We start from the raw sequence: 13,822 nt of genomic DNA on the forward strand, positions 1-13,822 counted from the left end.
CCTGGGGGTTTCGTGAATCGCTCCGGTTCCCGCGCCGCGCTGCTGATCGGCGCCGCGCTCGTCCTTGCCGCCTGTCATCCAAAAGAATCCGCGCCGCCCGCCCCGCGCCCCGTCGTCGCGCTGCCCGCGCGGGCCGACACCGCCGCGGCCGCGCGCACGTTGCCCGGCGACATCCAGCCGCGCTACGCGACTCCGCTGTCGTTCCGCATCGCCGGCAAGATCATCGAGCGCCGGGTGCGGCTCGGCGATACGGTGAAAGTCGGCCAGGTCGTCGCGCTGCTCGATCCGTCCGACGTCGAGAAGAACGCCGCGAGTGCGCAGGCGCAACTCGATGCCGCGACGCACAGCCTCGCGTTCGCGAAGCAGCAGCTCGACCGCGATCGCGCGCAAGCCCGCGAAAACCTGATCGCGACCGCGCAGCTCGAACAGACGCAGAACAGCTACACGTCGGCGCTCGCGCAGCGCGACCAGGCGCAGCAGCAGCTCGCGCTCGCGAAGAACCAGCTCCGCTACGCGACGCTCGTCGCCGACCATGCGGGCACCATCACCGCCGAACAGGCCGATACCGGCCAGAACGTGTCGGCGGGCCAGCCGGTCTACCAGCTCGCGTGGTCGGGCGACGTCGATGTGGTCAGCGACGTGCCCGAAGCCGCGCTCGCGTCGCTCGCACCCGGCCACACGGCCAGCGTCACGCTGCCGTCGCTGCCGGGCCGCCAGTTCGCCGCGAAGGTGCGCGAAATCGCGCCGGCCGCCGATCCGCAAAGCCGCACCTACCGCGTGAAGCTCACGCTCGGCACGCCCGATCCGGCGATCCGGCTCGGGATGACCGCGGACGTCGCGTTCGACGGCGCACCGGTCGCCGGCGACGCGCAGCCGATCACGCTGCCCGCGACCGCGCTGTTCCACGACGGCGCGCAACCGGCCGTGTGGGTCGTACGCACGAAGGACGACACGCTCGAGTTGCGCCGCGTCGACGTCGCGCGCTTCAACGAGCGCACCGTTACCGTGTCGCACGGGTTGCAGCCGGGCGAGCGCGTCGTGCTGCAGGGCGTGCATACGGTCAGCGCGGGCGAGAAGGTGCGCGCGATCGCGCCGCTGCATCCGGAGGACTTCGCATCGTGAGCGTCTCCCACGAAGAAGGCCGCTTCAACCTGTCCGCATGGGCGCTGCGCCACCAGGCGCTGGTCGTCTACCTGATCGCGCTCGCGACGCTCGCGGGCATCCTCGCCTATACGCGGCTCGCGCAATCCGAAGACCCGCCGTTCACGTTCCGCGTGATGGTGATCCGGACCTTCTGGCCCGGCGCGAGCGCGCGGCAGGTGCAGGAACAGGTGACCGACCGGATCGGCCGCAAGCTGCAGGAAACGCCGGCCATCGACTTCCTGCGCAGCTATTCGCGCCCCGGCGAATCGCTGATTTTCTTCACGATGAAGGATTCGGCGCCCGTGAAGGACGTGCCCGACACCTGGTACCAGATCCGCAAGAAGGTGGGCGACATCGGCTACACGCTGCCGCCCGGCGTGCAGGGCCCGTTCTTCAACGACGAATTCGGCGACGTCTACACCAACATCTGGACGCTCGAGGGCGACGGCTTCACGCCCGCGCAACTGCACGACTACGCGGACCAGTTGCGCACCGTGCTGCTGCGCGTGCCGGGCGTCGGCAAGGTCGACTATTTCGGCGACCCCGACCAGCGGATCTTCATCGAGGTCAACAACGCGCAGCTCACGCGCCTCGGCATCTCGCCGCAGCAGCTCGGGCAGGCGATCAACGCGCAGAACGACATCTCGTCGACCGGCGTGCTGACGACCGCCGACGATCGCGTGTTCGTGCGGCCGAGCGGCCAGTTCGACAACGTCGCCGCGATCGCCGACACGCTGATCCGCATCAACGGCCGCACGTTCCGGCTCGGCGATCTCGCGACCGTGAAACGCGGCTACGACGATCCGCAGGTTACTCAGATGCGAACCAACGGCCATGCCGTGCTCGGCATCGGCGTGACGATGCAGCCGGGCGGCGACGTGATCCGGCTCGGCAAGGCGCTCGACGCCGAATCGAAGGACTTGCAGGCGCAACTGCCGGCCGGCCTGAAGCTGACGCTGGTGTCGAGCATGCCGCACGCGGTCGCGCATTCGGTCGACGACTTCCTCGAAGCCGTCGCCGAAGCGGTCGCGATCGTGCTGGTGGTGAGCCTCGTGTCGCTCGGGCTGCGTACCGGGATGGTCGTCGTGATCTCGATCCCGGTCGTGCTCGCGGTCACCGCGCTGTTCATGTACCTGTTCGACATCGGGTTGCACAAGGTGTCGCTCGGCACGCTCGTGCTGGCGCTCGGGTTGCTCGTCGACGACGCGATCATCGCGGTCGAGATGATGGCCGTGAAGCTCGAACAGGGCTACAGCCGCGCGCGCGCCGCCGCGTTCGCGTACACCAGCACCGCGTTCCCGATGCTGACGGGCACGCTCGTCACGGTGTCGGGCTTCCTGCCGATCGCGCTCGCGAAATCGAGCACCGGCGAATACACGCGCTCGATCTTCGAGGTGTCGGCGATCGCGCTGATCGCATCGTGGTTCGCGGCCGTCGTGCTGATCCCGCTGCTGGGCTATCACATGCTGCCCGAGCGCAAGCGCCACGCGCACGAGGCGCATCTGCCCGACGATCACGAGCACGACATCTACGACACCCGCTTCTACCGGCGGCTGCGCGGCTGGATCGACTGGTGCATCGAGCGGCGCTTCGTCGTGCTGCTGATCACGGGCGCGCTGTTCGTCGCCGCGCTGATGGGCTTCTCGCTGGTGCCGCAGCAGTTCTTCCCAAGCTCCGACCGGCCCGAGCTGCTGGTCGACCTGCGGCTGCCCGAAGGTGCGTCGTTCGCGGCGACGCTGCGCGAGACGGAGCGCCTGGAAAAAGTGATCGACAAGCGTCCCGAGATCGACCATGCGGTGAACTTCGTCGGCAGCGGCGCGCCGCGCTTCTACCTGCCGCTCGACCAGCAGTTGCAACTGCCGAACTTCGCGCAGTTCGTGATCACCGCGAAATCGGTCGAGGATCGCGAGAAGCTCGCGACCTGGCTCGAAACCACGCTGCGCGACACGTTCCCGGCCGTGCGCTGGCGCCTGTCGCGGCTCGAGAACGGCCCGCCGGTCGGCTATCCGGTGCAGTTCCGCGTGAGCGGCGACAGCATCGCGACGGTCCGCTCGATCGCCGAGAAGGTCGCGGCGACGATGCGCGGCGATGCGCGCACGGTCAACGTGCAGTTCGACTGGGACGAACCGGCCGAACGCTCGGTGCGCTTCGCGCTCGACCAGAAGAAGGCGCGCGAGCTGAACGTCACGTCGCAGGACGTGTCGAGCTTCCTCGCAATGACGCTGTCCGGCACGACGGTCACGCAGTATCGCGAGCGCGACAAGCTGATCGCCGTCGACCTGCGCGCGCCGCGGGCCGACCGCGTCGATCCGGCGAAACTCGCGGGCCTCGCGCTGCCGACGCCGAACGGCCCCGTGCCGCTCGGCTCCCTCGGCCGCTTCACGCCGACGCTCGAATACGGCGTCGTGTGGGAGCGCGACCGCCAGCCGACCATCACCGTGCAGTCGGACGTGCGCGCCGGCGCGCAGGGCATCGACGTCACGCATGCGGTCGACGCGAAGCTGAATGCGCTGCGCGCGCAGCTGCCGGTCGGCTATCAGATCAACATCGGCGGCTCGGTCGAGGAAAGCGCGAAGGCGCAGAAGTCGATCAACGCGCAGATGCCGCTGATGGCGATCGCCGTGTTCACGCTGCTGATGATCCAGCTGCAGAGCTTCTCGCGCGTGCTGATGGTCGTGCTGACCGCGCCGCTCGGGCTGATCGGCGTGGTCGCGACGCTGCTGCTGTTCGGCCAGCCGTTCGGCTTCGTCGCGATGCTCGGCGTGATCGCGATGTTCGGGATCATCATGCGCAACTCGGTGATCCTGGTCGACCAGATCGAGCAGGACATCGCGGTCGGCCACGGTCGCGTCGACGCGATCATCGGCGCGACCGTGCGGCGCTTCCGGCCGATCACGCTCACGGCCGCGGCCGCGGTGCTCGCGCTGATCCCGCTGCTGCGCTCGAACTTCTTCGGGCCGATGGCGACCGCGCTGATGGGCGGCATCACGAGCGCGACCGTGCTGACACTGTTCTACCTGCCTGCGCTGTACGCGACGTGGTTCCGCGTGAAGCGCGACGAACGCGACCCGCAGGACGGCCCGCCGCCAGGCGGCACGCCTGCCGCGCCGTCGGGAGCCTGACCATGGATCGATCGATGACCCTGAAAACGAAAGCCGCGCGCGCGCTCGCGCTGGCGAGCATCGCCGCCCCGCTCGCGGGCTGCGCATGGTTCGCGCCGAGCGGCGAGCCGCCCGCGATGCCGGCGCCCGCGCACTACGGCGCCGCGCCGCAAGTCCAGCAGACCGTGTCCGCGCACGGCGTCGCGCAGCAGTTCGAGGTCGGCGCGCAGCCGGTGCCGGACTGGTGGAAACAGTACCGTTCCGACGCGCTGAACGCGCTCGTCGACGAAGGGCTGCGCAACAGCCCGACGCTGAGCGCGGCGTCGCATTCGCTGGATGCCGCGCGCGAACAGTTGCGCGGGCAGATCGGCAGCTCGATGCTGCCGTCGATTGACGCGGGCGGCCAGGCCACGCGCCAGCGCGCGCTCGGCGTGCCGATTCCCGCGCTCGGCGCGCCGACGCTGCTGTACGACACGTTCGTCGGGCAATTGCAGGCGAGCTATACGGTCGACCTGTTCGGCGTGTCGCGCTTCGCGAACCGCGCGCTCGCGAAACGCGTCGACGTCAGCGCGTTCCAGCTCGAATCCGCGCGGCGCGCGCTGGCCGCGAACATCGTCACCGCGTCGATCACCGTGTCGGTGCTCAATGCGCAGATCGACACGACCGAGCGGCTCGTCGCGCTCGCGAACGACCAGGCGCACGACGCCGAGCGCCGCCACGCGCTCGGTTCGGCCTCGCGCGGCGACGCGCTGAACGCCCGGCAAAGCGCCGACACGTTCGCGGCGAGCCTGCCCGCGCTGCGCCAGCAGCGCGACTCGGCCCGCCATGCGCTCGCGGTGCTGGTCGGCCGCACGCCCGACCGGCCGCCGGCCGATCTCGCGCTCACCGATCTGCACCTGCCCGAGCAGGTGCCCGTCGTCGTGCCGTCGGACCTGCTGCGAAGCCGCCCGGACATCCAGGCCGCCGACGCGGGGCTGAAGGCCGCCGCCGCGGAAGTGGGCCTCGCGACCGCACAGATGTTTCCGCAACTGTCGCTGTCGGCGGCGATGGGCAAAGGCGGCTTCAGCTGGCCGGCGATGCTGTCGGGCGCCGGCGCGATCTGGAACGTTGGCGCGTCGCTGAGCCAGCCGATCTTTCACGGCGGTGCGCTGCTCGCCCAGCGCCGCGCGGCGAAGGCGACCTACGAGGCCGCGGTCGACCAGTACAAGCAGGCGGTGCTCGGCGCGTTCCAGAACGTCGCCGATTCGCTCGCGGCGCTCGAGCACGACGCGGAGGCGCTCGAGGCGTCGTCGCGCGCCGCGCTGTCCGCGCGGGGCGCGTACGACGACGCGGCGGCTCGCGTGCGGCTCGGCGCGCTGCCACCGTCGGCCGCGCGCGCGAGCGAGTTGCAGTACCGCAATGCGCGGCTCGACGAGATTCGGGCGACCGGCGCCCGGTTCGCGGATACCGCGCGGCTGTACCAGGCGATGGGCACGCCGCCGGCCGACACCGGCGACAAGTCCGCTGAAACCGGCCACGCAGCCGGCGACGGCACGGCCGGCACGCAGGCACGCGCCGCCACGCCCGCAGCCGCCCCTTCGGCGCAATAACCGGCCCCTTCGATCGGACGCGCGTACGGATTCCCGACACGCGCGTCCGATCGCCGATCTTCCGCTTGACCCTCACGTAGCGTAACGTTCGAGACTCCAGTGTGCGCACCGAACGGAGGAACGAATGCGGCTGAAAGTGGGAGAACTGGCGAAACGCAGCGGGCTGACCGTCCGCACGCTTCATCACTATCACGCAATCGGCCTGCTGACGCCTTCGGCGCGCGCCGACAACGGCTACCGGCTGTACGACCGCGACGACATCGCCCGGCTCCACCAGATCCAGGCCCTGCGTCGCTTCGGACTGTCGCTCGCCGAAATCGGCGACTACCTGAACCGGCCCGGCACCCCGCTCGTCGATGTCGTCGCGAAACAGATCGCGTCGCTCGACCGCCAGCTCGCGCAAACCGCGCAGCTGCGCGAACGGCTCGTGAGCCTGCATGCGCAGCTCACGGCGGGCACCGAGCCGGAACTGGCCGATTGGCTCACCACACTGGAGTTGATGACCGTGTACGACAAATATTTTTCCGAGGAAGAACTCGCGCGCCTGCCGATGTACCAGAAGAGCCAGGCGGGCGACGCGGAATGGATCGCGCTCGTTGCCGACGTGCGTGCGCTGCACGATGCGGGCGTGCCCGCCGAGGACGAGCGCGTCCGTGCGCTCGCCGCGCGCTGGATGGCGCTGCTGGTGCGCGACACGAACAACGATCCGCGCTTGCTCGCGAAGCTGAACCTGATGCACGAGCACGAACCGTCGATGCAGTCGAAGATCGGCATTTCGACCGCGTTGCGCGACTATGTGCTGCGGGCTTCGTCGGAAACGAAGATGCGGCTCTTCGAGAAATACCTCACGCCGGACGAGATCCGCTTCATGCGCGCGCACTACGCCGAACGCGCGATGGAATGGCCGCAGCTGATGGCCGACGTGCGCGACGCGATCGATGCGGGCACGCGGCCCGATTCGCCGCACGGCCGCGCGCTTGCGCAGCGCTGGCTCGAGCTGTTCTGCAGCTACGCGGGCCACGATCCGGCCACGCATGCGAAATTCCGCCACGCGCTGATGAACGAGCCGGCGCTGACGAAGGATTCGTGGACCGACGACACGCTGCTCGGTTTCGTGCGCGAAGCGATGGCGCAGCTGGCGCCGGCGCGCTGACCGCATGATTCGCGCGGGCGGCACATGGATTCCCGTGTGCCGCCCGTTTCACCATTGGCAGCCGGTATCGCGAACCGCGTCCAGCGCGAGCATCGGCAACGCGAGCAGGCCTGTACCCGCGTACGCATGCCGGCAATCGGCACGACGCGCGCCCGATATCCCGTCGGCCAGCTGTGCATCGACGGTGCGACGACGCGGCGCCGCGCCGCCCGACGATGCGCCCAACGCGCCGACCGCCGCCTGCGCCGGACTGCGCGCCGCGCGTTGCCGTGCACCGATCGCGTCCAGATCGCGACGCCAGTCGAGATCGGCGCTTGCAGCGTTGGCCGGAGGGCCATCGCGTGCGGCCGTGCTTGGGCCGGCGCGGGTTTCGCTTGGCCTGCGCGACGTACCCGGCGCATCCGGAAACGAACGCGCCGCCCTACGCGCATCCGCCACCGCCGCGGAACGTTTCGCCGATTGTCCGGTGCCGCGCCTGCCCGGGCTCGGGCCGGCCCGCCCGGTCTCGCGTGCGATCGCCTCGGGCGCCGGTCGCGCGGGAATCCACTCGACACGCAGCGCGATCCGCGGCTTCTCGCCGGTGTTCGGGCCGGCCGGCCGCGGCGCCCATTGCAGCACGAACCATCCGGCCACGTGGATCGATACGGACACCGCGACGGCCAGCGCAACCACGCGCGACCGACGGCGCCCGCCCGCATCGACGCGCCGCGTGCGCGCTGCGTCAGTCGGGCTCGCCGCCGCCGTCATCGCTGAATGCGAGCAGGTCGCCCGGCTGGCAGTCGAGATAACGGCAGATCGCCTCGAGCGTCGCGAAGCGGATGCCCTTGACCTTCCCCTGCTTGAGCAGCGACAGATTCTGTTCGGTGATGCCGACGGCTGCCGCCAGATCCTTCGAGCGGACCTTGCGCGTCGCGAGCATCACGTCGAGCTTGACTACGATCGTCATCGCGCGCCTCAGACGAATTGCCGATGCTCGGCGTCGAGCTCGCTCGCCTGCCGGAGAATGTGCGCGATGACCGCAATGCACGCGGCGGTGAACAACGCGACCACGTACGGCAGGGTGAAACCGACGCTGACCACCCGATGGCCGACCGGTTCGCGCAGCGTCGCCCACACGCTCAGCAGCGGCTCGCACAGCAGGCTCAGCACCACCCACAGGCCGATCGCCCGCCCCGTCTTGCCGAGGTGACCAGCCGCCTGTGCGGAGAAATAGTCGCGCCGCGCATAGGTGCGGAACAGCGCGCGCAGATGCCGCAGGCCGTTTGCAAGCGCGACGAGCGGCACGCTCGACAGCACGATGCCGACCGCCTTCTGCCACCACGGGAACGCGGCGACATCCACATGCAGGTTGGAGAGCACCGAATCCGTGAGGCCGAAGACGAAGCCGGGCCCCGAGGCCGCGTTCAGCGACGGAAACAGCCAGCACGCGGCGTTGAGCACCAGCATGCAGAAGATGAATCCCAGCGTGACGGTGGCCATCCGCTGGCTGATACGGGCGATGCGATCGGAATGCATGACGTGTCCTCGACGACGAATGAACGAGCGTCGATTGTACGTCGATAATTATCGTAAAACGATAATTAATTGTTGTTCCGTTGTGATTTTTTATCGCGAAGCGTGCTTGACTCGTACCGCCCCGCCCGTATCGCGCGCAACGGACCGAGCGTGGGCCCGGTCGTGGTCGCGCACCGTCCAGTCGGGGTGGGGCAAGGCCGCGTGCCGCGGCCCGCCGCGCGCGACCTGCCCGTTCAGCGCTCGCGCGTGCCGAGGCCGAGCGCCTTCATCCGCCGGTACAGCGTCCGTTCGCTCAATCCGAGCTGCTCGGCCAGCGCCTTGCGCGTGCCGGCGAACGTGCGCGCAATACGGACCAGCTCCGCATCCGACACGCCGCGCGCGTCCGCCGCCTGCGCCTGCGGCACCGCCGCTGCCGCGACGAGCTCGGCCGGCAGATGCTCGACGCGGATCGTCCCGTCATCGGCGAACAGGCACGCGCGTTCCAGCACGTTGCGCAGCTCGCGGATGTTGCCGGGCCATGCATATGCGTCGAGGCACGCACGGGCGCGCTCGGTCAGCACGAACGGCCGCGCATGTGCGTCGCCCGCGTTGCCGCGCGCGTTCGCGATCCGCCGCAGGATCGATTCGGCCAGCAGCGCGACGTCGCCCCGCCGTTCGCGCAGTGCCGGCAGCGGAATCGGAAACGCGTTGATCCGGTAATAGAGGTCCTGCCGGAACCGGCCGTCGTCGATCATCTCGCGCAGCGGCTTGTGCGTGGCCGCGACGAGCCGGAAATCGGCGCGCAGCGCCTCGACCCCGCCGACGCGCCGGAACGTGCCCGATTCGATCAGCCGCAGCAGCTTCACCTGCATCGGCAACGGCACGTCGCCGATCTCGTCGAGAAACAGCGTGCCGCCCTGCGCGGTTTCGACGAGGCCCGGCTTGCGCTGGTTCGCGCCCGTGAACGCGCCCTTCTCGTAGCCGAACAGCTCGCTCTCGAACAGCGTCTCGGCGATCCCGGAGCAATCGACGACGACGAACGGCCCCATCGCGCGATCGCTCGCCTCGTGCAGCGCGCGGGCGAACAACTCCTTGCCGGTGCCCGATTCGCCGAGCAGCAGCACCGGCAGCGTCGACGGCGCGACGCGCTGCAGCGCGCCGAGCGCCGCGTTGAACGCGTCGGCGCCGCCGACGAGCCCTTCCGCGCTCGGCTGCGCGGACGCGCTGCGCACCGTCGTCAGCCGCTCCACGTACGCGATCACGTTGCCGTCCGCGTCGAAGATCGGCCGCAGCTCGACGTCGACGTGCTCGGGGCCGCGCGGCGTGTGATGGATGTGCAGCACGCGGTTCAGCCCGCGCGACTCGAGCGCCTGCTTCATCGGGCAATGCTCGCCGGCCTGGTCGCACGGCACGTCGTAGTGATGCGACACCTGGAAGCAATGCCGGCCCACGTGCTCGACGCCGGCTACACCGAACTGGCGCCGGTACGCATCGTTCGCCGCGAGGATGCGGTAGTCGGGATCGACCACGATCATCGGCTGCGGGTCCTGCTCGAGATACGCGACGAGCGCGCGGACGTCCGGCATCGCGTCGCGGCGCGGTGCGGGAACGATCGGAATGGTGTCGTGCGGAGGCATGCGGAAGCTCGCTCGGCGAAGGGATGCCCGGACGGACTGCCAGGCTGACTGCCAATTCTGCCACGACACTGCCAGTTGTGGCAGTCCTGGGCCGCCACCGGATGCCGCCGTTTCGTCCACCGGGCCGCCACCGCGCCGAAAAACCGAGCCGAATCAAGTCCCTGCCACATCGGCCGGCGCCGCGCGGCCGGCTGGCACGCTTCTTGAGGTAAAGATCGCGATTGCAGATGCAGAACCCGATCGAGGACACCCCGTGAGCAACGCCCCCGCCCTGTCGGTCGAAGGCTTTTTCGACCCGGCCACCCACACCGTCAGCTATCTCCTGCTCGATACGGCGAGCCGCGCGTGCGCGCTGATCGACAGCGTGCTCGACTACGATCCGAAATCCGGCCGCACGCGCACCGCCAGCGCCGACCGGCTGATCGCGCGCGTCGCCGAACTCGGCGCGACCGTGCACTGGCTGCTGGAGACGCACGTGCACGCTGACCACCTGTCGGCCGCGCCGTACCTGAAAGCACGGGTCGGCGGCCAGATCGCGATCGGTTCGCACGTGCGCCGCGTGCAGCACGTGTTCGGCACGCTGTTCAACGCGGGGCCGGGCTTTGCGGAAGACGGCCGCCAGTTCGACAGGCTCGTCGACGACGGCGACACGCTCGCGCTCGGCGCCCTGACGATCCGCGCGCTGCACACGCCGGGCCACACGCCCGCGTGCATGACCTACTGCGTCGACGACGCGACGCAGCGCGCGGCGTTCGTCGGCGACACGCTGTTCATGCCCGACTACGGCACCGCGCGCTGCGACTTCCCCGGCGGCGACGCGCGCACGCTGTACCGCTCGATCGCGCGCGTGCTCGCGCTGCCGCCCGACACGCGCCTGTATCTGTGCCACGACTACCAGCCGGGCGGGCGCGACGTGCAGTTCGTGACGACCGTCGCCGAGCAGCGCCGCGCGAACGTGCACGTGAAGGACGGCGTGAGCGAGGACGATTTCGTCGCGATGCGCACCGCGCGCGACGCGACGCTCGACATGCCCGTGCTGATGCTGCCGTCGGTGCAAGTCAACATGCGCGCCGGCCACCTGCCCGAGCCCGAGAACAACGGCGTGCGCTATCTGAAGATTCCGCTCGACGCGATCTGAGCGCCCGCACCCCACCGAGAACTCCGACATGACCAACATCCGCAAGCTGACCGACGCGCTGTCGGTCTCGCCGCAGATCGCGGCGGCCGACCTGCCCGCGCTTCACGCGGCGGGCATCCGCGCGATCATCTGCAACCGGCCCGACGGCGAAGGCGCCGACCAGCCGACCGTCACCGAGATCCGCGCGGCCGCCGCGCCGCTCGGCATCGACGTGCATTACCTGCCGGTCGATACCGGCAAGGTGACCGACGACCAGGCCGCGCGGTTCGGCGCGCTGGTCGCGTCGCTCGACGGGCCCGTGCTCGCGTACTGCCGCAGCGGCACGCGCTCGGCCACGCTGTGGGCGCTGTCGCAGGCGGGGCTGCGTCCGCTGGACGACCTCGTCGCCACCGCCGGCGCGGCCGGCTACGACCTGAGCGCGCTTGCATCGCGTATCGCGCAGGACAGCCGCCAGAGCACGCCCGCCGTGGACGCACGGCACGACATCGTGATCGTCGGCGCCGGGGCGGCCGGCATCGCGGTCGCGTCGAGTCTGCTCGCGCGCGACGCGTCGCTCGACATCGCGGTGATCGATCCCGCCGACGTCCACTATTACCAGCCCGGCTGGACGATGGTCGGCGCGGGCGTGTTCCAGCCCGGGACCACCGCGCGGCCGATGACCGATGTGCTGCCGCGCGGCGTGCAGCGCATCCGCGCCGCGGTCGCGGGCTTCGAGCCCGACGCGCACGCGGTCGTGCTCGACGGCTGCCGGCGCATCGGCTATCGCAAGCTCGTCGTGTGCCCGGGGCTCAAGCTCGACTGGCACGCGATCGACGGCCTCGCCGACACGCTCGGCCGCAACGGCGTCACGTCGAACTACCGCTACGATCTCGCGCCGTACACGTGGGAACTCGTGCGCGCGTTCCGCGGCGGCAATGCGCTGTTCACGCAGCCGCCGATGCCGATCAAGTGCGCGGGCGCGCCGCAAAAGGCGATGTACCTGTCGTGCGATCACTGGCGGCGCACGGGGCGCCTCGACGCCGCGAACGTCGAATTCCTGAATGCGGGTGGCGCGCTGTTCGGCGTCGCCGACTACGTACCCGCGCTGATGGAGTACGTGAAAAGCTACGACATCGCGCTGTCGTTCGGCCACAACCTCGTCGCGATCGACGGGCCCGCGCGCCGCGCGACGTTCTCGCGCGCGCTGCCGGACGGCGGCAAGGAAACCGTCGAGCGGTCGTTCGACATGATCCACGTGGTGCCGCCGCAGAAGGCGCCCGACTTCGTGCGCGCGAGCCCGCTCGCCGACGCGGCCGGCTGGATCGACGTCGATCCGGCGACGCTGCGGCACAAGCAGTTTGCCGACATCTATGCGCTCGGCGACGTCACCAACACGACCAATGCGAAAACCGCCGCGGCCGCCCGCAAGCAGGCGCCCGTCGTCGCGCACAATCTGCTCGCGTCGCTCGGCCGCGCGCACGGCGACGCCGCCTACGACGGCTACGGCTCGTGCCCGCTCACCGTCGAGCGCGGCAAGATCGTGCTCGCCGAATTCCTGTACGGCGGCAAGGTCGCGCCGACCTTCCCCGCCTGGCTGATCGACGGCAAGCGCCCGTCGCGGCTCGCGTGGCTGCTCAAGGAGCGCGTGCTGCCGCCGCTCTACTGGAAGGCGATGCTCAAGGGCCGCGAATGGCTCGCGAAGCCCGCGATCGCAGGTTGACCGGAGCGCGATGACGTCATGCTGATTTCCCTCGTACTCGGCGGCTTCGTGGGCGCCGTGCTCGGCCTGACCGGCGCCGGCGGCGGCATTCTCGCGGTGCCCGCGCTCGTCGTCGGGATGAGCTGGCCGATGCAGCAGGCCACGCCCGTCGCGCTCGTCGCGGTGGCCGGCAGCGCCGCGCTCGGCGCGCTCGAAGGCTTTCGCCGCGGGCTCGTGCGCTACCGCGCGGCGCTGCTGATGGCCGTGGCCGGCGTGCCGCTGACCACCCTCGGCGTGCGGCTCGCGCACGTGCTGCCGCAGCGCCTGCTGCTCACGCTGTTCGCGCTGACGATGCTGGTCGTCGCCGGCCGCCTGCTGCGACAGGCGCTGCGGCGGGTCGCGGCGGATGCCGACGCGTCACCGCTGTGCGTCGGCCGCATCAATCCCGACACCGGCCGGCTCGTGTGGTCGTGGCCCGTGGGCGTCGCGCTGGCATCGACCGGCGCGGTCACCGGCCTGATGACGGGGTTGCTCGGCGTCGGCGGCGGCTTCGTGATCGTGCCGATGCTGCGCAAGTTCACGAACGTGTCGATGCACGGGGTGGTCGCGACGTCGCTGATGGTGATCGCGCTGGTCGGCACCGGCGGCGTGCTCGCGACGCTCGTGTCCGGCACGCGCGCGCCGCTCGACGTGACGCTGTGGTTCACCGTCGCGACCGCGCTCGGCATGGCCGCCGGCCGCGGCGCGTCGCGCCACCTCGCCGCGCGGCACGTGCAGGCCGGCTTCGCGGCCGTGCTCGTGTGCGTCGCGCTCGGGCTGCTGGCCAAGGCTGCGTTCGGCGGATAAACCCAGGCGACGTCACGCGCCGCCAAAACGAAACGCCCGGGCC

The 13,822-nt window shown here is 70.4% G+C and carries 11 protein-coding genes; 7 read left to right on the plus strand and 4 right to left on the minus strand.

From position 1 onward, the window contains the following. Positions 1-12: 12 nt before the first annotated feature. The 4 genes from KU887_RS09190 (at position 13) to KU887_RS09205 (ending at position 6,986) form a co-directional block, all read left to right on the plus strand. Positions 13-1,122 carry an efflux RND transporter periplasmic adaptor subunit gene (locus tag KU887_RS09190; RefSeq protein ID WP_006497210.1) on the plus strand — a complete coding sequence of 370 codons (1,110 nt, stop codon included), beginning with the start codon at positions 13-15 and terminating at the stop codon, positions 1,120-1,122. Then, the gene (locus KU887_RS09195; protein ID WP_006489712.1) at positions 1,119-4,265 is read left to right on the plus strand and encodes an efflux RND transporter permease subunit; all 3,147 of its coding nucleotides are present in this window, start codon (positions 1,119-1,121) and stop codon (positions 4,263-4,265) included. The genes KU887_RS09190 and KU887_RS09195 overlap by 4 nt, the downstream gene beginning before the upstream one ends. Positions 4,266-4,267: 2 nt before the next feature. Further along, positions 4,268-5,833 (plus strand): efflux transporter outer membrane subunit, encoded by a 1,566-nt coding sequence (locus tag KU887_RS09200; RefSeq protein WP_124633695.1) that lies wholly within the window; start codon positions 4,268-4,270, stop codon positions 5,831-5,833. A 124-nt stretch (positions 5,834-5,957) separates the two neighbouring features. Further along, entirely contained in the window at positions 5,958-6,986 is a 1,029-nt protein-coding gene (locus KU887_RS09205; RefSeq protein WP_006497208.1) for a MerR family transcriptional regulator, read from the plus strand. Positions 6,987-7,034: 48 nt separating this feature from the next. Here KU887_RS09205 and KU887_RS09210 read toward each other — a convergent pair whose 3' ends face one another. The 4 genes from KU887_RS09210 to KU887_RS09225 form a co-directional block, all read right to left on the minus strand. After that, a complete protein-coding gene (locus KU887_RS09210; RefSeq protein WP_258250021.1) occupies positions 7,035-7,637 on the minus strand; it encodes a hypothetical protein in 603 nt (200 codons plus the stop codon). Positions 7,638-7,707: 70 nt separating this feature from the next. After that, a complete protein-coding gene (locus KU887_RS09215) occupies positions 7,708-7,932 on the minus strand; it encodes a helix-turn-helix transcriptional regulator (protein ID WP_006488139.1) in 225 nt (74 codons plus the stop codon). A gap of 8 nt (positions 7,933-7,940) precedes the next feature. Continuing rightward, a complete protein-coding gene (locus KU887_RS09220; protein WP_258250022.1) occupies positions 7,941-8,501 on the minus strand; it encodes a DUF2975 domain-containing protein in 561 nt (186 codons plus the stop codon). A 233-nt stretch (positions 8,502-8,734) separates the two neighbouring features. Next, on the minus strand, positions 8,735-10,117 hold the full coding sequence (locus KU887_RS09225; protein ID WP_212253270.1) for a sigma-54-dependent Fis family transcriptional regulator: 1,383 nt from the start codon (positions 10,115-10,117) through the stop codon (positions 8,735-8,737). A gap of 253 nt (positions 10,118-10,370) precedes the next feature. On the opposite strand from KU887_RS09225, the gene KU887_RS09230 reads away from it, so the two are divergent. Genes KU887_RS09230 through KU887_RS09240 form a run of 3 tightly spaced genes read left to right on the plus strand, consistent with a single transcriptional unit; the run spans position 10,371 to position 13,779 of the window. Beyond that, positions 10,371-11,255: an MBL fold metallo-hydrolase gene (locus tag KU887_RS09230; protein WP_006497205.1), complete on the plus strand. Its 885-nt coding sequence runs from the start codon at positions 10,371-10,373 to the stop codon at positions 11,253-11,255. 28 nt (positions 11,256-11,283) lie between these two features. Then, positions 11,284-12,954 carry a bifunctional protein tyrosine phosphatase family protein/NAD(P)/FAD-dependent oxidoreductase gene (locus tag KU887_RS09235; RefSeq protein ID WP_258250023.1) on the plus strand — a complete coding sequence of 557 codons (1,671 nt, stop codon included), beginning with the start codon at positions 11,284-11,286 and terminating at the stop codon, positions 12,952-12,954. A gap of 18 nt (positions 12,955-12,972) precedes the next feature. Then, complete coding sequence (locus KU887_RS09240) at positions 12,973-13,779, plus strand: sulfite exporter TauE/SafE family protein (protein WP_059723798.1); 807 nt, start codon at positions 12,973-12,975, stop codon at positions 13,777-13,779. Positions 13,780-13,822 lie beyond the last annotated feature (43 nt).

Origin of the sequence: Burkholderia sp. EMB26, from assembly GCF_024730645.1 — a bacterium.
In the GTDB taxonomy this organism is placed as follows: Bacteria; Pseudomonadota; Gammaproteobacteria; order Burkholderiales; family Burkholderiaceae; genus Burkholderia; species Burkholderia cenocepacia.

Excerpts from the sequence above, each read along its gene's own strand:
- KU887_RS09205 (WP_006497208.1), top strand. The coding sequence starts at position 5,958 with ATGCGGCTGAAAGTGGGAGAACTGGCGAAACGCAGCGGGCTGACCGTC.
- KU887_RS09215 (WP_006488139.1), bottom strand. The coding sequence starts at position 7,932 with ATGACGATCGTAGTCAAGCTCGACGTGATGCTCGCGACGCGCAAGGTC.
- KU887_RS09225 (WP_212253270.1), bottom strand. The coding sequence starts at position 10,117 with ATGCCTCCGCACGACACCATTCCGATCGTTCCCGCACCGCGCCGCGAC.
- KU887_RS09200 (WP_124633695.1), top strand. The coding sequence starts at position 4,268 with ATGGATCGATCGATGACCCTGAAAACGAAAGCCGCGCGCGCGCTCGCG.
- KU887_RS09235 (WP_258250023.1), top strand. The coding sequence starts at position 11,284 with ATGACCAACATCCGCAAGCTGACCGACGCGCTGTCGGTCTCGCCGCAG.
- KU887_RS09220 (WP_258250022.1), bottom strand. The coding sequence starts at position 8,501 with ATGCATTCCGATCGCATCGCCCGTATCAGCCAGCGGATGGCCACCGTC.
- KU887_RS09240 (WP_059723798.1), top strand. The coding sequence starts at position 12,973 with ATGCTGATTTCCCTCGTACTCGGCGGCTTCGTGGGCGCCGTGCTCGGC.